The organism is Mannheimia varigena, from assembly GCF_013377235.1.
GTDB lineage: Bacteria > Pseudomonadota > Gammaproteobacteria > Enterobacterales > Pasteurellaceae > Mannheimia > Mannheimia varigena.
The window spans coordinates 643,593-663,430 of sequence record NZ_CP016226.1; the positions used below are offsets into that span (position 1 = coordinate 643,593).

General features: G+C 40.6%; 17 protein-coding genes and 1 riboswitch. Of the genes, 3 read left to right on the top strand and 14 right to left on the bottom strand.

All coding sequences use genetic code 11. The annotated features are described in order from the left end of the window. Window positions 1-42: 42 nt before the first annotated feature. Together A6B40_RS02850 and A6B40_RS02855 are read right to left on the bottom strand one after the other, a co-directional pair. Window positions 43-1,434: an MATE family efflux transporter gene (locus tag A6B40_RS02850; protein WP_176671496.1), complete on the bottom strand. Its 1,392-nt coding sequence runs from the start codon at window positions 1,432-1,434 to the stop codon at window positions 43-45. 153 nt (window positions 1,435-1,587) lie between these two features. Further along, window positions 1,588-2,196: a DUF2057 family protein gene (locus tag A6B40_RS02855; protein ID WP_176671497.1), complete on the bottom strand. Its 609-nt coding sequence runs from the start codon at window positions 2,194-2,196 to the stop codon at window positions 1,588-1,590. A 138-nt stretch (window positions 2,197-2,334) separates the two neighbouring features. On the opposite strand from A6B40_RS02855, the gene corC reads away from it, so the two are divergent. Next, on the top strand, window positions 2,335-3,246 hold the full coding sequence (corC, locus tag A6B40_RS02860; protein ID WP_176671498.1) for a CNNM family magnesium/cobalt transport protein CorC: 912 nt from the start codon (window positions 2,335-2,337) through the stop codon (window positions 3,244-3,246). A gap of 56 nt (window positions 3,247-3,302) precedes the next feature. Beyond that, window positions 3,303-4,808: an apolipoprotein N-acyltransferase gene (gene lnt / locus A6B40_RS02865; protein WP_176671499.1), complete on the top strand. Its 1,506-nt coding sequence runs from the start codon at window positions 3,303-3,305 to the stop codon at window positions 4,806-4,808. Between the two features lie 45 nt (window positions 4,809-4,853). On the opposite strand, the gene ribH is transcribed toward lnt, so the two are convergent. The 4 genes from ribH to ribD all read right to left on the bottom strand — a co-directional run bounded on the left by ribH (window position 4,854) and on the right by ribD (window position 8,375). Beyond that, entirely contained in the window at window positions 4,854-5,318 is a 465-nt protein-coding gene (gene ribH, locus A6B40_RS02870) for a 6,7-dimethyl-8-ribityllumazine synthase (protein ID WP_176671500.1), read from the bottom strand. A 105-nt stretch (window positions 5,319-5,423) separates the two neighbouring features. After that, complete coding sequence (locus tag A6B40_RS02875; protein ID WP_176671501.1) at window positions 5,424-6,623, bottom strand: bifunctional 3,4-dihydroxy-2-butanone-4-phosphate synthase/GTP cyclohydrolase II; 1,200 nt, start codon at window positions 6,621-6,623, stop codon at window positions 5,424-5,426. Window positions 6,624-6,632: 9 nt separating this feature from the next. Further along, window positions 6,633-7,280 (bottom strand): riboflavin synthase, encoded by a 648-nt coding sequence (gene ribE, locus A6B40_RS02880; RefSeq protein ID WP_176671502.1) that lies wholly within the window; start codon window positions 7,278-7,280, stop codon window positions 6,633-6,635. Between the two features lie 9 nt (window positions 7,281-7,289). Continuing rightward, window positions 7,290-8,375 (bottom strand): bifunctional diaminohydroxyphosphoribosylaminopyrimidine deaminase/5-amino-6-(5-phosphoribosylamino)uracil reductase RibD, encoded by a 1,086-nt coding sequence (ribD, locus tag A6B40_RS02885; protein WP_176671503.1) that lies wholly within the window; start codon window positions 8,373-8,375, stop codon window positions 7,290-7,292. A 179-nt stretch (window positions 8,376-8,554) separates the two neighbouring features. After that, window positions 8,555-8,680: riboswitch (FMN riboswitch) on the bottom strand. A 204-nt stretch (window positions 8,681-8,884) separates the two neighbouring features. Between ribD and lon the strand changes: the two genes are divergently transcribed. Further along, window positions 8,885-11,287 carry an endopeptidase La gene (gene lon, locus A6B40_RS02890; RefSeq protein ID WP_176671504.1) on the top strand — a complete coding sequence of 801 codons (2,403 nt, stop codon included), beginning with the start codon at window positions 8,885-8,887 and terminating at the stop codon, window positions 11,285-11,287. A gap of 529 nt (window positions 11,288-11,816) precedes the next feature. On the opposite strand, the gene cas2 is transcribed toward lon, so the two are convergent. From cas2 to A6B40_RS02930, 8 genes are read right to left on the bottom strand one after another with little or no spacing between them, the layout of a single operon-like run. After that, complete coding sequence (gene cas2 / locus A6B40_RS02895; RefSeq protein ID WP_176671505.1) at window positions 11,817-12,110, bottom strand: CRISPR-associated endonuclease Cas2; 294 nt, start codon at window positions 12,108-12,110, stop codon at window positions 11,817-11,819. Between the two features lie 49 nt (window positions 12,111-12,159). Beyond that, the gene (gene cas1c / locus A6B40_RS02900; protein ID WP_176671506.1) at window positions 12,160-13,173 is read right to left on the bottom strand and encodes a type I-C CRISPR-associated endonuclease Cas1c; all 1,014 of its coding nucleotides are present in this window, start codon (window positions 13,171-13,173) and stop codon (window positions 12,160-12,162) included. 29 nt (window positions 13,174-13,202) lie between these two features. Then, window positions 13,203-13,907, bottom strand: coding sequence for a hypothetical protein (locus tag A6B40_RS02905; protein ID WP_176671507.1), 705 nt, complete (start codon window positions 13,905-13,907; stop codon window positions 13,203-13,205). 34 nt (window positions 13,908-13,941) lie between these two features. Next, window positions 13,942-14,610, bottom strand: coding sequence for a CRISPR-associated protein Cas4 (cas4, locus tag A6B40_RS02910; protein WP_176671508.1), 669 nt, complete (start codon window positions 14,608-14,610; stop codon window positions 13,942-13,944). Continuing rightward, a complete protein-coding gene (gene cas7c, locus A6B40_RS02915) occupies window positions 14,610-15,473 on the bottom strand; it encodes a type I-C CRISPR-associated protein Cas7/Csd2 (protein WP_176671509.1) in 864 nt (287 codons plus the stop codon). Before cas7c ends, cas4 begins: the two co-directional genes overlap by 1 nt. Window positions 15,474-15,482: 9 nt before the next feature. Further along, a complete protein-coding gene (cas8c, locus tag A6B40_RS02920; RefSeq protein ID WP_176671510.1) occupies window positions 15,483-17,261 on the bottom strand; it encodes a type I-C CRISPR-associated protein Cas8c/Csd1 in 1,779 nt (592 codons plus the stop codon). Further along, window positions 17,258-17,935 (bottom strand): type I-C CRISPR-associated protein Cas5c, encoded by a 678-nt coding sequence (cas5c, locus tag A6B40_RS02925; RefSeq protein ID WP_176671511.1) that lies wholly within the window; start codon window positions 17,933-17,935, stop codon window positions 17,258-17,260. The genes cas8c and cas5c overlap by 4 nt, the downstream gene beginning before the upstream one ends. Window positions 17,936-17,947: 12 nt before the next feature. Then, complete coding sequence (locus tag A6B40_RS02930) at window positions 17,948-19,810, bottom strand: ATP-dependent nuclease (RefSeq protein WP_176671512.1); 1,863 nt, start codon at window positions 19,808-19,810, stop codon at window positions 17,948-17,950. Window positions 19,811-19,838 lie beyond the last annotated feature (28 nt).

Sequence of the window (19,838 nt, forward strand, 5' to 3'; positions counted from 1 at the left end):
AGCCAATAATCTCTGCCATACAAAATAATGGCAGAGTTCTCACTACTTAATTCGTTCTAATTTTGCGATTAATTGTTCTGCTGGTACAGATTGAATTTGCCTCATCTGCCAGAGCAACAATCCTCCTGCTAAACTTAACCCGATACAGAATACTAACCAAAATCCTTGAGCAGCCATTGGTTGAACAATCCAATCTGTTCGGGCTAATGTATAGCCGAGTGGAATACTGATAATCCAATAACAAAATAGCGTTACATATAAAATTGGTTGAGTATGCTTATAACCACGTAAAATACCATTTACTACAGCCTGAATTGCGTCTGGAATTTGGTAAACTGCTGCAAAAATCAGTAAATTTGCCGTGATTGCAATCGAAATTGGATTACTCGTAAAAGCAAATGGAATCAGATCTTTTAGTACAATAATGATGATCGCAGCAATAATCGCTAAAATTGTTGCTGTAATTAAAGCGTGATAACTTAATATTTTCGCCCCTTCCACATTTTTCTCACCTAACGTTTGCCCAACCATAATAGTAGTTGCAATACCAAATGACATTGGAATCATAAAAAACAGCGAGCTGGTTTGCAGGGCGGCTTGATGGCTTGCCACCACTTGTGAACCAAGTGGTGAAAGAAAAAGCGATGACGTAGAAAATAGCATCACTTCGGTGAAAATCGCAAACGCAATCGGTAAGCCTAATTTGCAAAGTTTTAGCAAAATTTGACCGCTTGGAGCTTCGATCCATTTCTCAAACAGGCGAATATCTTTTTGTGCCGGATTGGTGTAGCAATAGTGCAACATCATCAAAAACATTATCCAGTTCACCATTACCGTTGCCACGCCACAGCCGACCGCTCCCATTTCCGGTAAACCAAATTTACCGAAAATGAAAATATAGTTCAGCGGAATATTGAGCAATAAACCGAAAAAGGTAATTCGCATTGCGGGTTTCGGGTTAGACAAGCCGTCATTCATACAACGCAAATTAATTGAGAGCAAGGCTGGTATCAACCCTACCGCCATCACGGCTAAATATTGTTGCGATTTCAACGAAAATTCAGCAGGGGTTTCCATTAAATCTAAAATCAGATGACTGTTCAGGAAAATAGCAATCAGCGGCACAGAAGTAGCTAATACCAGCCAAACGCCCTGCCTGATTTGGTGAGCAATTAAATGGCGGTTCCCCGAACCATTTAAATAAGACACAGTGGGCGTAATAGCATTGAGTAATCCTAGAACAAAAAGAAAAAGCGGAAAGTAGATAGAGTTACTCACCGCAATTGCAGATACATCATCATCACTCACTAAACCTGCCATTACAATATCTGCTAGCCCCATACCCGATGCAGAAAGCTGGGAGATAAAAATCGGCAGTGATAGTTTAAACAGTTTACTTGCATTATGGGGATATTCTTGCCATCTTAAATTCATATTCACCTCTTAAAAATCGTGGTTATTATACGTTAGAAAGCGGTCATTTTTTGTAATTTTTTTGCAAATCAGAAATGAATATACAATATAAACGATTTCCCCATAAAAATGCCTCTAAAGTGTTACTTTAGAGGCAATCTATTTATTCAAATATTATTTGGTATTTTTCTTCGCCCAATCTAAGAAACGTTTCTGCGTTTTTGGATCTGCTTTTTGGAATAAAAGCTGAAGTTCAGACTCAGATACTTTATTGGTATCCACAATAATTTGACCTTTTGCTTCAAACGCTGCATTTGCAAATTGCTCAACTGAAGCAGGATTCTTACCTAGATTGTACTTAGATAAGTTTTCTTCTACACGCGTTTTCGCTAAAAAGCCCTCACCTTTTAAGAAGTCTTGCTTATGCGCAATTACATTACCAGATTCGCTCTTAATAGTAACTCTTTGGTTATCTTGAAATGAGCGAACATCTAATTTTGACTTCAGTCTTGGAGGTTCAATTGTTGCATTTTCTGTAGTACCTTGGAAAGTCAAAATGATTTGATCTGAAGTGAAGAAACTACCTTCAACTGTACCACCAATTTCAATAACAACTTGGTGAGTTTTATTATCGCTGATTTGCACCGAAGTTGTTCCTTTTTTTACACGCTGTCCGTCAAAGGCTAAGATTTCAACCATATTCGAGGAACTTAATGTTCCAGCTACACTCATAGAACTTACAACTAACGCCGCAGCTGTTAATGCCATTTTGGTTAATTTCATTTCAAACTCCTAAAATTATTTAAGAAACAAAAAGATTTCGCCTATCCTATGCTAATTTGAGTAAAAATAGCAATGTTTTATTTGATTTGTTACTGAATTTGCTTATTATAAGCGTAATTTATTTAACTGGAACAAACTATGAGTGATGAACAGCAAAGTGCCAATATAAGTGTAAATACAGCAGAAAAATCAGAAAAAAAATCCATTTTACACACGTTATTTGGTAACCTTTTTCAAAATGAGCCTAAAAATCGTGAAGATTTAGTCGAAGTAATTCGAGATTCGGTCGAAAATGAATTAATTGATAGCGACACCAAAGAGATGATTGAAGGAGTAATGGAAATCTCCGAATTACGCGTGCGAGATATTATGATTCCCCGCGCCCAAATTGTCTTTATTGATGCGAATGAGCCTTTAGAAACCTTCATTGATGTGATTGTGGAATCCGCTCACTCACGTTTTCCTGTTATTCGCGGTGAGAAAGATACCATTGAGGGCATTCTACATTCAAAAGATTTGCTCAAATATCTGCGTTCCGATTCTGAGCCCTTTAATTTGCAAGAAATTATCCGCCCTGCGGTTATCGTGCCAGAAAGTAAGCGACTAGACCGTATGTTAAAAGAATTCCGCTCTGAGCGTTTTCATATGGCAGTCGTAGTTGATGAATTTGGTGCTGTATCCGGTTTAGTTACAATTGAAGATATTCTTGAACAAATCGTGGGCGAGATTGATGATGAATTCGATGAGGAAGAAGTCAAACCAATCCGCCAGCTTTCAAGACACACTTATGCGGTATTACCGCTTACTGATATTAAAAAATTTAACGAATTTTTTGCGACCAATTTCAATGATGAAGAGGTAGATACTATCGGTGGACTTGTAATGAAAGCCTTCGGCTATTTCCCTAAACGAGATGAGCAAATTGAGTTAGAAGGCCTTGGATTTAAAGTAACTTCTGCCAATAGCCGCCGATTAATTCAATTGCGAGTAACCCTTTCTGATGAACAATTAGAAAAAATGGAACAATATTCGCAAAGCGAAGAAGAATAAATTTTTTATTATCCCAAAGGCACGTTTAGGCGTGCCTCTCTTTTTTAGTGATAACTATGAATTTTGCAAAAAATCCGCCAATTATAACCGCTTGTATCGTTGCTCTTTTGCTTGGAGCAATCGGTACTTTCTCTTACTCCCCGTTTGATATTTGGCTTCTTGCCTTTATCTCCTGTGCTGGCTTAATTTGGGCTGCAATACTTGAACAGAGAAAAACCGCATTGTGGGCAACATTCGCTTGGTCTATCGGTTATTTCTGTACAGGCGTGAACTGGGTATCAGTCAGTATGACTCAATTCGGTGGCGTGCCTGTGGTTGTCAGCTATGTTGCTGTTTTTCTATTAGCTTGTTATTTAGCCATTTATAATTTGCTGTTTAGCGTTCTCTCACACCAATTCAAGCTGAATAATCCGTTTGCTTTAGCCGCAATCTTCACCTTTACCGAATACTTGCGCGGTGTGGTATTTACAGGTTTCCCTTGGCTACAATTTGGTTATAGCTTAATTGATAGTCCTTTTGCTGGCATCGCCCCAATTTTAGGGGCGGAAGGATTAACTTTCTTTGTAGTAGTAGCGAGTGGCTATTTAGTCAAACTGCTGAAGCAAGAAAGCAAACCTCTTAAATCACTCGCCTTACTAGCGGTCATTTTTTCGTTAAGTTTTGCAACCCGCTTACTTAACTTTGTGCAAATTGATGAAGAAAAACAACCGCTTGTAGTAAGCCTTGTACAAGGAAATATTGAGCAGAAAATGAAATGGGATCCTCAGCATTTCAATTTTAGTGTAAAAACCTACGAGCAACTTATTCTTCCACATTTAGGTAAAACGGATGTGATTATTTTGCCTGAATCGGCAATCCCCGCTCTGGAGAATCAAATTGGCGGCATTTTAAATGCTTTAGATAATCTCTCTCGCCAAACTGGTAGTGAGATTATTATCGGCACGCTCTATGAAAATGAGAAAGAGGAATTGTTTAATAGTGCCGTGCTGTTAGGGAAAAATGAGCCTTATGATTTACACGCTAGCGAGCGTTATAACAAACATCATCTAGTGCCATTTGGCGAATATGTGCCCTTTGGCTCAGTATTAGATTGGATGCGAGAGGTCTTTATTTTACCTATTAATCTTTCGCAAGGTAGCTTTATTCAAAGCCCAATGATGGCAAAAAACAACCGTTTTAATCTGGCAATTTGCTATGAAATTATTTTTGGCGATCAGGTGCAACAAAACCAAAAAAGTCAAAATGCGGATTATCTCTTAACCATTACTAATGATGCGTGGTTTGGCTCAAGTATTGGTCCGTGGCAACATTTCCAAATGGCAAGAATGCGAGCGTTAGAACTTGGCAAACCACTTGTACGAGCAGCAAATACCGGGATCACCGCTATTGTGGATGCAAATGGAAAAGTTATTCAGCAACTGCCTCAATTTACCACAGAGGTGCTGACCGCTACCATCAAGCCAACCAAAGGCGATACGCCTTTCAAACAATTGGGCTCTTGGCTGATTTATGGATTGAGTTTAATCTGTTTAATAATTAGCTTCTCGATTAGAAGAAGATAAAAAAATCCCCTTAGCATTTTCGTTCTAAGGGGACTTTTTACTTTGTTAGCCTAACATTTTTAATAGGTTAGCCATTTCGATAGCAACCATTGCACACTCTTCGCCTTTATTACCGGCTTTAGTGCCTGAACGCTCAATCGCCTGCTCTAGGTTTTCTACGGTTAAAATACCATTGATAATCGGCACACCGGTTTCTAATGCAGAACTACTAATGCCTTTTGCTGATTCATTTACCACCACATCATAATGGCTGGTTGCTCCACGCACCACCGCACCTAAACAGATAATCGCATCATATTTCCCACTTTGTGCCATTTTTTTTGCTGCAATTGAGATTTCTAATGCTCCCGGCACCCAAACGGTGTCGATGTTTTCTGCTTCTACGCCGTGGCGAAGTAATTTGTCAGTTGCACCATTGAGTAGTTGATCAATAAAGATTTTGTGCCAATTTGTTGCCACGATGCCGAATTTTAAGCCTGTTGCTACATAGTTACCTTGAAATGTTGCCATTTTTATTTTCCTTCTTTAAAAATAAATTTGATATTTGAATTAAGCACTACAAGCGGTCATTTTTCACTAAATGTTTGCAAATTACCCTTGTATCAGAGAATCTCATTAAAAATTAAACATATGCCGCATTTTGTGCTGTTTAACTTTGAGGTATTCTAAATCGTGTTCATTTGGTTCAACCATAATTGGCTCACGAGCGACCACATTTAAACCTTGCTCAATAAGTCCTTCAATTTTTGCAGGGTTATTAGTGAGCAAGCGAATAGATTTCACCCCTAGCTTTTCAAACATTTGAGCCGCAATGTAATATTCACGCTCATCATCTTTAAAGCCTAGTGCCAAATTAGCTTCAACGGTATCCATTCCTCTGTCTTGCAATTCATAAGCACGCAGCTTGTTGATTAAGCCGATGCCACGCCCCTCTTGGCGTAAATAAAGCACAACGCCTCTGCCCTCTGCTTCCACTTGGTTCATCGCCGCAGCAAATTGCTGTCCGCAGTCGCAACGTTGTGAGCCGAACGCATCGCCGGTTAAACATTCGGAATGAATGCGGCATAGCACCTGTTCGCCATCGCCGATTTCACCTTTCACTAACGCAACGTGCTCTTTGCCTGAAATAGTTTCCACAAAGCTATGGGCTTTAAACTCCCCGAACTTGGTCGGCATTTTCACAACAGAAACTTCATCAACTAAGCTGTCGTGCTTTCTGCGATATTCTTGTAATTGCTGAATCGTGATGAACGGCATATTGTGCTTTTGAGCGAAGGCCTGTAGCTCCGGCATCTGCATCATTGTGCCATCTTCCGCCATAATTTCACAGCATAAACCAGCTGCTTTTAAACCAGCCAAACGAGCTAAATCAACTGTCGCTTCGGTATGCCCGTTACGCACCAGCACACCACCGTCTTTAGCGACTAAAGGGAAAACGTGCCCCGGACGACGGAAATCTTCTGCTTTTGCGTTCTCATCTAATATTTTCATACAAGTGAGAGAACGCTCAAAAGCCGAAATGCCTGTGCCGGTTTCAATATGATCAATAGACACGGTAAATGCCGTTTGATGATTATCTTTATTCACAACAACCATCGGATGAAAATCTAATCGCTCTGCAATTTCAGTAGAAATCGGTGTACAAATTAACCCTTTCCCATATTTCGCCATAAAATTAATATTTTCAGGGGTTGCAAATTCAGCCGCACAAATGAAATCGCCCTCGTTTTCACGGTCGGCATCATCGCTCACCAAAATAATTTTACCTGCTGCAATCGCTTGGATTGCCTCTTCCACCGTTGAAAATTTAAACATTTACTTTCCTTAAAATCCTGCATTTTTGAGAAAATCTACCGTCAATTTGCTTGGCGAATTTTCCGGTTCTTTTTTCAATAAAAACTGTTCGATATATTTGCCGACAATGTCGTTTTCCAAATTCACTAGACTGCCGATTTTTTTCGACCCTAAATTGGTTTCTTTGATGGTATGCGGGATAATCGACACACGAAATGACTCTGCATCGCAATCCACCACCGTCAGGCTAATGCCGTCAATGGTGATCGAGCCTTTTTCAATAATGTAACGCATTAATTTCGGCGACGTTTTAATACGATACCAAGTGGAATTATCCGCTGGGGTAATTTCCGCCACCGTACCCGTACCATCAATATGACCTGACACGATATGTCCGCCGAAACGTCCATTCGCCGCCATTGCTCGTTCTAAATTGACCGGGCTGTTAATGCCCAACTCGCCAAGTGAGGTGCGTTTTAGGGTTTCCGACATCACATCTGCGGTAAATTGCTCTTTCGTAAAAGAAGTTACCGTTAAACAAACACCGTTTACCGCAATACTATCACCCAAATGTACGTCTGTTAGCACTTTTTTTGCTTTCACCGTCACCACGGCAAATTCGCCCTGTTTTTGAATATGAGCAATTTGCCCGACTTCTTCGATAATACCTGTGAACATTGCTATTCCTTACTTCACTTCATAATCCAACAAAATATCTTCACCGATTAACTCGGTTGATTTCAGGTGTAATTTGACCGCTTGTGCCAATTTGCCAATCCCCTCGCCGCCAATCGGGGTTTTGGCATCTATGCCGCCGATTAATTTCGGGGCGATGTAGCAATGCACTCGGTTTACTAATCCGGCTTTTAACGCACTGAAATTCAAGCTGGAACCACCTTCAATCAACAAACTGTCAATTTGCATTTCGCCCAGTTTTTGCAAAAGATCGAGCAAATCTACCCGCTTGTTATCCGCTTTTGTTACAACAATTTCCACACCAAATTGTTGATAGGCTTCGTGGGCTTTCGTGTCATCATTTAATGTTGCAATAACGGTGCGATACTCTTTTGCCGTTTGCACTAATTTGCAATCTAGTGGCGTTCTTAACTGACTATCACAAACAATTCTCACGGGCTGCTTGGCATTCGGCATTCGGCTATTGAGCATTGGATCATCAGCCAATACTGTTTCAACACCGACCATAATTGAGCTGTATTGATGGCGGGTTTCCTGTACTTTTGCACGAGCTTGTTCGCCCGTAATCCATTTTGATTCACCTGTACTTGTGGCTATTTTCCCGTCTGCTGTCATTGCATATTTAAGCAATACATAAGGACGTTTGGTTTGAATGTAATGGAAAAAAATCGGGTTGAGTTCATCACATTCGGCACGCATAAAATCTGTAACGACCTCTACCCCTGAAGCTCTAAGCTGCTCTGCTCCTTTACCTGAAACAAGTGGATTTGGATCACGAGAGCCGATGAACACTTTCTTAATTCCTCGCTCAATCAATAAATTAGAACAAGGCGGCGTTCGTCCATAATGGCAGCAAGGCTCAAGCGTAACGTAAGCAGTAGCTCCTACCAAATCCTGCTCGGAGCGTAAAATCGCATTACGTTCAGCGTGCCATTCTCCGTATTTTTCGTGGTAACCTTCAGCGACAATTTCGCCATCTTTTACAATTACACAACCTACTAAAGGGTTCGGATTTGTCCAACCTTTTGCTTTCTTGGCAAGTTCAATGGCATAAGCCATATATTTAGCGTCTGTCATACAAATTTTGATAAATGGGGGGCGTGATGAAAGGGTTATTTTCAATACAAGCGGTGGAATTTTAGTAAAACTTTGCAATTCCAGTTGTAATTGAAAATAACGAAGCCTTGAAATCTTACGATCTCAAGGCTTGCAAAAAAGGAACGAAAAACTACCGCTTGCACGGTGCTTTCATATTATAACCTCTTCTTCCATCCAGACTATACTGTCGGTACCGGAGTTTCACCGGTTCCTGCCAAACCTTTTTCGTTTCGCTCGCGGACTTTACCGCCGATCGGGAATTTCACCCTGCCCTGAAGATTAAAATTGGTAGGAATTCTGCTCGCATTCTAAGTTTATGTCAAGCAAGAAATTGAGCAAATTGATCGGGTTTTAACGATTGATTAAATCGTCATCATCTACTGTTTAAGGCTGTTGAGTTTTTTTAATATAAATCAAATTTTCCCTTGTTTTTCCCAAATTCGTCCTCATAATGGGATAACGATATTTTAGATAGAGAGAGCAAATTTATGGCACCAAGAAAAAAGAAAGCAATTGAATTACCACTACTTCCATTGCGTGATGTGGTGGTGTTCCCTTATATGGTTATGCCGTTATTTGTAGGTCGTGAAAAATCAATTCAAGCCCTACGTTCGGCGATGGATTCGAATAAACAACTGTTTTTAGTTACTCAACAAGACCCGAATAAAGAAGATCCAAGTAAAGACGATATGTATTCTGTTGGCGTAACCGCTAACATCATTCAAATGTTAAACTTGCCAGATGGTACAGTAAAAGTGCTAGTTGAGGGGCAAACTCGTGCCAAAATTGAGCAAATTCACGATGATGAAAACGGCTTCTGGGCGGCAATTCAGCCTATTTATTCTGAATATGATGAAGAAAATGAAGAATTAAAAACCATTGCAAAAACAACCTTAACCGAATTTGAAAATTACGTTAAAAATAATAAAAAAATTCCAGCGGAAATTATTCCTAAACTGCAAAAAATTACGCTTGAAGATCGCTTAGCAGATACGATTGCGTCTAACTTAATTGCCCCTGTCAAGAAAAAACAGGAATTGTTAGAGCAACCAAATCTCATCGCTCGTTTTGAAGCCTTATTAATTGCAATGGCAACGGAAATGGATACCCTTGAAACAGAAACTCGTATCCGTAACCGTGTAAAACAGCAGATGGAGAAAAACCAACGTGATTACTACCTCAATGAGCAGATTAAAGCGATTCAGAAAGAGTTAGGCAATAACGATGATGTTGAACAAAGTGAATTAGATAAGCTCAAAGAGAAAATTGATGCGGCTAAACTGCCAACAGACGTCAAAGACAAACTCGATGGCGAATTTAGAAAACTTAAAGCAATGCCGCAAAGTTCTTCTGAAGCAACGGTTGTGCGTACTTATATCGACTGGATTTTACAAATGCCTTGGCATAAAAAATCAGCCGTAAAGAAAGATTTAGCTAAAGCACAGGAAGTTCTAGATAAAGACCACTACGGTTTAGAGCGAGTGAAAGATCGTATTGTGGAATACCTTGCGGTACAAAGTCGTTTAAATAAATTGAAAGGTCCAATCCTCTGCTTGGTTGGCCCTCCGGGTGTGGGTAAAACTTCACTAGGACAATCTATTGCCAATGCAACAGGGCGTAAATATGTACGTATGGCATTAGGTGGTGTGCGTGATGAAGCAGAAATTCGTGGTCATCGCCGTACTTATATCGGTGCAATGCCAGGTTCTCTAATGATGAAAATGGCTAAAGTTGGCGTGCGTAATCCGCTGTTCTTGTTAGATGAAATCGACAAAATGGCTCAAGATATGCGTGGTGACCCTGCCTCAGCATTGCTTGAAGTGTTAGACCCAGAGCAAAATAAAGCCTTTAACGACCACTATTTAGAAGTCGATTACGATTTATCTGATGTGATGTTTGTGGCAACTTCAAACTCGATGAACATTCCGCCAGCGTTGTTAGATCGTATGGAGGTGATTCGTCTTTCGGGTTATACCGAAGATGAAAAAATGCACATCGCTCGTGATCATTTACTAGCTAAACAGCAAGAAAATAACGGACTAAAAGAAGGCGAACTCACCGTTGAAGATAGTGCGATTTTAAGCATTATCCGCTACTACACCCGTGAAGCAGGCGTGCGTGGGCTTGAGCGTGAAATTGCTAAAATCTGTCGTAAAGCAGTAAAAGCCTTAGTGCTAGACAAAAAATTGAAATCGATTAAGGTTACTGAAAGTAATATCGAAGACTACTTGGGCGTAAAACGTTTTGACTACGGCAAAATGGATAGCCAAAACCGCATTGGGGAAGTAACAGGTTTAGCATGGACAGAAGTAGGTGGTGATTTACTCACCATTGAAACTGCCTCTGTGGCGGGTAAAGGTAAATTCTCTTACACAGGTTCATTAGGCGATGTGATGAAAGAATCTATCCAAGCGGCAATGGTTGTGGTTCGTTCTCGTGCAGATAAATTGGGTATTGCGGCAGACTTCCATGAAAAACGTGATATCCACGTTCACGTACCCGATGGAGCAACACCAAAAGATGGCCCTAGTGCGGGTATCGCAATGTGTACGGCTTTAATTTCGAGCCTAACAGGTAACCCTGTTCGTAAAGAAGTAGCGATGACAGGCGAAATCAGCCTACGTGGAAAAGTATTGCCAATCGGCGGCTTAAAAGAGAAATTACTTGCAGCCCACCGAGGTGGTATTACAACGGTTATTATTCCAAAAGAGAATGAAAAAGACTTGGAGGAAATTCCGGAAAATGCCAAAGCAGCATTACGTATTCACGCCGTAGAGACGATTGATGAAGTGCTTGCAATTGCTCTTGAAAACCCACCGATGGGAATTGAAGTATTGCCGAAAGCGGAAATCAAAGTGAAAAAGTCGCGTACTAAAGCAACGGTTCAATAATAGTAATAAAGGTGCAGCAATGCACCTTTATTTATATTTCCAATTATCGTGACATGAAAATAGCTACAAAATGTCTAAGAAATTATATCTGAATGCCAAGATTTCAACTTATGGCTACGTGAAGGTAACCGCTTTTTATGTCTTTAACAGATAGAGAAAAAGGGGGTTGTTTCAACTCACAGCCACGCGGAGGTGGCCGCTTTCCGCATTTTCGAAAATAACGCAATGATTAGTCGTTTCAACTCACAGCCACGCGGAGGTGGCCGCACCATATGGCAACACAAACCACCCCATTTCAGGGTTTCAACTCACAGCCACGCGGAGGTGGCCGCTCCCTATATGAAAAGCATTGTGCTGCAAGGCTTTGTTAGCGCCTTTTCGCTAAACGCCTGTATAGGGAGTGTTTTTAGTATAGCACAATTCGAATTGAGCCAATACTTTTTATAACTTATTGATTGTTAAAGAACTTTTATGATCGCTAACCTCCCCCTGTTTTGGTGATAACAACAGGTTAGCGATGCACCAAATATTACAAAATCAGCGTATCTTTGAACAAATCCACCGCTTTTTTCGCTCCGTGGTGTTCCACTTTGTTACGCCATTTACTACCGAGATGATAAAAGCGGAGGCTGTCAAGCTCAGGGTTATAAGTCGCCAGCAGTTTTTGTTTGAGCTTGATCCACTGGTCGGGGGTGACATCGCATTCGAACACGGAATATTGGGCTCGCACGCCGTAGTCAAGGCAATGTTTGGCAATGTGGCGAAGGCGTTTCTGCCCTTCGGGATCATCGAAAGAAATATCGTAGGTAATCAACATCATCATAGCCTTGCTCCTTATACAAGCGGTTCATTTTCTAGCGTTTTTTGCAACATTATCGCATTAAAAACGGTGGATATTCTGCAAGATCGCCACGCAAATGACGGGCGAGCAACATTGATTGAATATAAGGCAACAAGCCGATTTCAACCTCTTCTTCCAAAAACGGGTGGATAATTTTTTCTTGCTTTTTCGCTTGTAAGGTTTGAAAAATCAGCTTGCGCGCCTCGGGCTTGAGCGTTACCGCACCACTACTTTCATGAATGAAATCGCTCGGTTTAATCTGCCCTCGGTTGATAAGCGACAGCACCATTTGATCCACCCACCACGCACGAAACTCCTCCAAAATATCTTGTGCAAGACTATCTCGCCCAGGGCGGTCGGCATGCAAAAAGCCGACTTGCGGATCGAGCCCCACGCCTTGCAACGCTCCGCTAATATCTTTACCCAAAACACTGTAAAGGAAAGAGAGCAAGGCATTCACGCCATCTCGTGGCGGTCGGCGGTTGCGGCCATCAAAGCGAAATTCGATATTTTCGCTTAACAAATGTTGAAAAACGCCGAAATAGCGGGAGGCAGCTTCGCCTTCAATGCCACGAATTAGCTCCAAATTCTCCGCTTTTTGCAACTGTTTTAGGCTGATATTCAACGCGGTTACCGCTTGCGAAACCGGCTCACAATCACCGTGATTTCGCAGCCGCCGCTGTAATACCCGTTTGGAGGCTTGAATTTTTGCCGCGATAATATTTTTGGCAATCGGCACCGGATTTTCTTCCGAGCGTTTATATTGCGCCCTGCGGAGCAGAACATTCCCACTTTGCCGCCCTTGCAAGCGGGCTAAAAATCGCCCATTTTCACTAAAAAAGGCGACATTCACATTATTTTCACCGCAAAACCCCAGCAAAAACGGCGACACCAGTACATTGCCAAAGCAGAAAATATGCCCAATCGAATGCACCGGCAACTGAGCCACTTTTTTACGATCCTGTTCTATGACCAAGGTTTCACGTTCTTTGTGTAAGTAACTGCCTTGGGTTGTGATATAGAGGGTGTTTTGGAGTTTGCGCATTATTAATGCCTTATTCTAAATAAATATTACTAATCAAAATAAGGTATTGAATTCCAGGGATTAACAACTTGATTATTAAAATGAGCTGTTAAGTTTGGAAACTGTACCAGAGGAGGATTGGCTATTCCGTTATTTCTCATAAAAGACTGAAAGCATAATGCTAAACTAGTTCTTTGTTTATTATTTTCAATAATAAAAAAATGATTAGAAATAATAGTATTTATACTACGTATATCTGAGTCTCTCGGTACTTGCATAGGATTTGTAACTAAGTTTAACAAAACATGTTCCAAAGCACCTCCAATATTGTTTAAATTCCAAATAAGACAAATTATACTTATTGCCTCATAAAGTTCTCTAGCCACTGGATTCCAATTTGGTACTAGTCGCTCCCTTCTTCCAACCCCAGATCTATCTGCATTATTAATCTTTTCAACTTGAGCAAAACCTGCTAATGGGTCAAATAAAGGTAACCGATGTACCTCCGGATTTCGTTGTTGTATCAAATTGATAAAATCATGAGCAACAGTTATCCCGCAAACAAAGGTGCCTGCATCTGCGCTATTTACATAGTTTTGGTAACTAAAAACATAGTACTCCCTGTCTAAAGTTGGCCCAGCACAACTTTCTCTTGTCTGCCCATTCAATAATCTGACATGAGCTAAAGGTAAAATTTCAAAATCATGAACAAGTTGTACACGGTTATCTTCACCACGACAATCAGTAATAGGCATATAATTCCCTCGTAATTTTAATAAAATACTAAGATTATTCTCCAAACATCCCTATCATATACTTCATCGATCTATCTCTTTCCAACAACTTCGGTTGGCAGAGTTCAATCAGTGAACAGGCTTTGCAGCGTTTGCTGTATTCGGGAGGAGGGGTTGTTCCGCTGTTTAAAAGTGATCGCACGTCGGCAATGGCGGCAAGCGTTTTGGTGCGTAACTCGCTGGAGAAAATGATCGGCAAACGGTGGCGAGTTTGCATATACCATAACGCACCCTCGTTAATGGTTTGCCTGGTCATTTCTTCCAAACATAAGGCTTGGGCACAGAGTTGGATTTCATCAATTGGTTCAAGTTTGGGCTTGCCACGTTTGTATTCAACTGGTTTTAGCTCGCCTGTTTTTAGATCTCGCTCGACCAAATCTAAAATGCCACTTATGCCTAATTTTTCCGCTGCAACGTGAACCGTTCGCTCAAAGCGAATACCTTTTCGGGTTTCTGGCTCACCACTATCCACCCGCTCGTGCAACGCTTGACCTTGTGCGGTGAGATAATTTTCTGCCCACTCCTGTTCGTTGTGGATCAACGCACATTGTCGTGGGCAGAAGGCGTAGTGTTGCAAAGCGGAAAGTGAAATCAACCGCTTGTCATTGCCAAATTGGGGCTGAACAAGCGGTGAAATTTCCACAGAATTTTGCAAATCGCCCATTACAGTAATTCTTCAACGGTTACGCCATTTAAACCTTCAGCTTGTACGCTGATACGGTAGTCATCATAGCCTTTCGCTGGTGTGTCTTTTTCGCCGTTGATTCGCTCAACTTTTACCGAATCAAACAGTTTGTGAGCAGGTTGGTTGCCTAATTCGCTGTCGTGTTTAAACACAACTAATTTGCGAGCTGCCATTTCGCCTCGAGCGGCAGAACGGTCGTGTTCAAACATGAGTTGTAATGCTTGCCAAAGTTTTTGCACGTCTTCATCAGAGAATCCTGTTTTTTCAGCAAGTTTGGCAGAGATAAAGCCGTGAACACGATAAAGTGCATAAGGTACAATGTATTTACGCCCCATAGTGCGTTCTTTTTCAAGATCTTTTTCGTTGGTTACTGCCATTCGAGTAATCGACACTTCCAGCGGAATAATCGGATCGATAGACTGGGCGAATGCTAGTTGTACAGGGCCTCGCACCTGTCCGCTGTTTACTTCGGTAGTCATTACCGCCCCAAAGGTGCGAATATCGAAAAAGTTTTTACACATCCACGCGGTAATTTCTCGGGCTTTAGCTTCATCTTTTGGTAATTTTTTCGCTTCCGATTCAATCCCTAATGCTTCATAAGCACGTTTGTTTTGTAAGTTCAGAACACTTTTTTCTTTAACATAGATTTCGTAACCTGCCTCGTTTTCATAGCTCATTTCAATAAAATTGCGGATTTTGCGTTTTAGGCAAACATCGGTGACTAAGCCTTTACTGGTTTCAGGATCAAGGCGTGGCATATTGCCTGCGTCCGGGTCACCATTCGGATTGCCGTTGGTGACATCAAAGAAAAAAACAAATTCATAGCGGTTTTTAATAGACATAGTGTTTCCTTAGTTTTCAATAGATTCGGTTGTTTCTTTTGGTGCAAAATAGCTTTGTTTTTGGTGGTAATAACCAATCGCAAAACGCCCTTGTTCATCGATACTTAAATGGCGAGGGAAATTTTCCGGCAAGTTAGCAATAATCTCACCTAAATCCTTATCCAGATTAACCGCTATTCCGCCCTTATCTTTTCTCAAGCGAGATAAATGGTGTTTTGCACCGCTTAATAAGCGAGGGAATACTGAAAACGGCACGGCAGATGCTGAACCATAGTAGCGGTCGGCAATGCCAGCATTTAATTCACCTAACGCTTGGGTTTGGATTCTTTCTAATACGGCAAATAACCTGCCGAGCAAGTAAGCTTGGTTATCGCTTTCTTTATTTAAGCTCATAGGAACTCCTTCTTTAATAAAACCTTTTCTAAACTTTCGTTGTAAGACCGCTTTCATCAACGCCACTCGTAAGCCGTTAATATCGCCGTCTGCTCGGATTCGAGTCACCAGCTGAGAAAGCAAGCTCATTGGATATAAATGACCGCTAATCACCGCCCGAACCATTTCGCCCGCCAAAACAGGGGAAATATTCTCACTTTTACCCAATGAAGCGGTTTGTAATAACAGTTGCCAAATAGAGGGAGGCGTTTTCCATGCACAAGGTTCAAGAGCTAGATCTTGCCAATGTTCACTAAGATTTTTTGCCAGTTGCCCAAAGGTAGTATCCAGCCAAAAACGAACAGAAATGCGAGCCGCATTCGGAGCAAGCCCCAACACATAAAAACGGGTGTTTTCAGATAATTCTGGGGAAATTTCTGCAAGCGGTCGTCCTTTGCTGATTTTTTGCAATTCATCAAAGATTTTTTGGTTTTCTTGATCGTCATCAGGTGGGGTCATTAGGGCAGCAAAGAACCCTTCGGCAGCTTCTGCTTGGGTGGTATTATCTGCTTCCGCCCAAAAGACGGTACTCGCATCGCCAATAGTTAAACGATGTTTCTCGGTGCGTAACAAATAATTTAACGCTGTGGTATAGGCAAAGGCGGCTTGTTCAGAAACAGGGGCATTACTACCTTGTTCCTTGCCAAATGAGGTGAAAGATTCTTTATTAAAAGAGATGATTGAACCGCCCGCACTTTGCCCGCCATAAACACCTTTAATTGCAGGGTGGAGACGTGCAATCGGGGCAATTTCGCCACTGATTAAACATAGTCCTTGTTCGCTCTCTTCGCTAACCAGCAAACGCCCCCAAAGGGTTTGAGCGGCTTCTCGCTGATGAATATAACCGCTTGTGCCGACTAATTTAAACACGACATTCGCATCAAGCATTTCGCTTGGGCAGATTGATTCGGCAAAATGTGTGGGTTGCCATTGTTGCAGGAAATTTCTTATCGCCATTAAACCTTCATCATTGGAATCTGCAAGCAAATCCAAATGGTACTGTTTAAATGCCTCAAAGGTTTTCTCGGCGAAATTGATAGGTTGATCTTTGGCGGTGGCTTTATCTTGATTGCTTTCCACACCTAGCACATAAGCGGTTTTATCCCACAGAAAATTAGGCTTAATGCCAGACGTACGTTTTTCAGGGCGAGGCACGCTCATCAATTTAGGTTTTGGTTTCTTGTCAGCGGTTAAATTTGGAATGACATTTACCAAATTTCCCTTTGAATCCAATTCTAGTACCCAACCGATTTTTTCTTCACTAAAACCATAGGACGGTACTTTGGCTTCGCCTGTTGAACGATCTTCTTGTGCTGCAAGACGGTAATAATAGCGGGTTAAAGCGGAGAGAATCATGATTTCACCTCCTCTGCATAAAATGGTGGCACATCAATCACGCCATTTTTCATTTCCGCACGGAAGAAACGAGGTTGATTACCGTGCTCAAAATCAATGTCGTGCAACATCCAGCCTAAATCCCGCTCTTGCTCATTTTCTGCCAAAAAACACTCAGGTAACGGCTCGTCATCGTCAATTAAGGCAAAATTTGCAGCAAATTCACGTACACCCATACAAGGCTGTTGGAAACATTGCCCCTTTTTCGCACGGCGTTTAAACATTTCAATATGCTTGGTAACGGTTTCCGCTTCACCTGCCATTTTGGTCAGCACTGCGTGAGCTTCGATCACATAACCGACATTTTTCAGCACAGTAGCAGCACGTTGTTGGCGGTCGTCTTCAATCACAGTATATAAATCCGCCACTGTTTTACGTTTCATTGCCCCACTGATTTTAGTGGCAGAAATTTTGCTGCCTAACTCATTACGGCGAACAGACTCAAACTGAATCGGTTTTAAGACATAAATTTTATCAATCACCCATCGCATCGCCGGCTTCCAATGCACCGCAGCCAAAATCCCCCGAGCTGCAGACGGAGTAATCACATCATAAGACACCCGTTCTACCTTCATTTCAGGACGGGTAAAACAAGCATAATCGCCCCAAATATAGAGTTTGATTTTGTTTGGCATAGTATGCTCCTTTTATGGTTCAAATTTATATCTAAGTTCTTCTGATTTATTATTTTCTTGAATCCAGTTTTTTAATATGGCTTCATAGTTTGTTCCATCTTGTTCTAATATACCGAGATCAGTGGTATGGTCAGATATTAAATCTCTTAAAATCGCTTCTACACTATTTTGGATAGATTTATTTTCTCGGATAGCCTTCCAACTCGCAAAAGGCTTATCCTTACTTGGTAATACCATTTTGTGATGTTCTTCAAAGTTCGGACACGAGCAACGATAGCTAATAGATAGACCTTTTTCACGAGCTGTTTCAACAGCTTGTTTAATATTTTTATTTATTGAATATGCTGGATTTACCCTATCCCCTTTTTCTGTTCTCGGAGAATCAATATCATGCAACACAGAAAAATTTATCTTAAATTGAGTTAAGATTTTAGCTAGAATAGCAATTGTTGCCTTTCCCCTAGCACGTAAAATTAAAGGTTGCTGTTCTATCGGATATGCATCTTTTTGTATATTCATTACTTCAGTAAAAGCTGCAAATTCGGTATCCCCTTCAACAAGAATAACTTTATCTCCAAAAAAAATCTCAGAAACATTTGAATCAAAAGCAAGTAATGCTTTTAGATTTTCTAATTCTATATCGCTAAATCCAGCTGAATCTGATTTATAAATATTAGGTGTATTATGTTGTCTCTTACGATGAAGACGAACAATTGTTGTATGATCTTTTAGTGGATCTACAAATGCTGGATGGTGTGTACTAAGCATAACTTGCCACCCTGCTTCTTCTGCTAGATTATATAAATGCTCTTTCGCTGCTCGTACCGCCGAAGGATGCAAAGCTGTTTCCGGTTCATCAATTAAAAGCATATAACCTGGCAAAAAGAGGTCACTTGTACTAGCTTGAGAAAGTTTTTCTTTTAGTTTGTCAATCTCTTTTTTATCTTTTGCCGTTAGAGTCTGTTTATCTTCTAATTTTTGTAACTTTTCTTTATCAGCTATAATATTTTTTTGTATATCTAAATTTTTTGCTAGCTCAGATCTTACTTGTAGGATTGACCAAAATAGTGCTCTTTGTGATCCTGTACCTTGTTGATCCCATCTAGCTAAACTATTGGCTTCAGCAACATTAATTCTTGAACCTGATAGTAAAGATTTTTTAGGGTCGAATCCTATATCTCCTATAGCAATATCAAGGCGAATATTAGAATTACTAAAAATCTTGTTATATGATAAGTTAATTTTATTTTGAACTTCTTCAATATCTTTATTTAGTTCTAATATTGGTTGATTAGCTAACCCCTTAAGTTCTTGGAGTTTTTTACTTAACTCAGACTCTGAGTCTTCCATGATTCCTTTATATTTACTAAGAATTGGTTCTAGCACCAATTCTAATAGTTTTTGATGTTCTTCTTGAGGATTATCTAAAGAACCTATACGAAAAGGTTTTGGTAATCTACTATTAAAAACAGTATCTAATCCAGCTGCTTTACCATCATCAGCATAACAATGTGTTTCTGGATCCCATGTTCTTCTAATTGGCTTTCCACCTTCAGCAGGCCATTCCCATTTCGATCTTACTAACAACAAGCCATCTTTTTCTTCTTTCCATTTTTCATCAATATTTCCTGCATTTTGGGGAATATGAATCCATAGCTCAACCATCGCTTTTTCTCCATTTGCATGGTGATTTAAATCTTCAGGCTTCAATTTCTCTTGTTGAACAGCTAATTCATATGCTCGTAATACTGTTGTTTTACCTGCATTGTTAGCACCGACAAGGCAGACAATATTATCTAACTCGACTGTTAAACCTTCATTACCAATACAACCAATATTTTGAATGTGCATACGCACAAGACGCGAACGTTCCATAACTAGACCTCTAATAATAGATAAAATG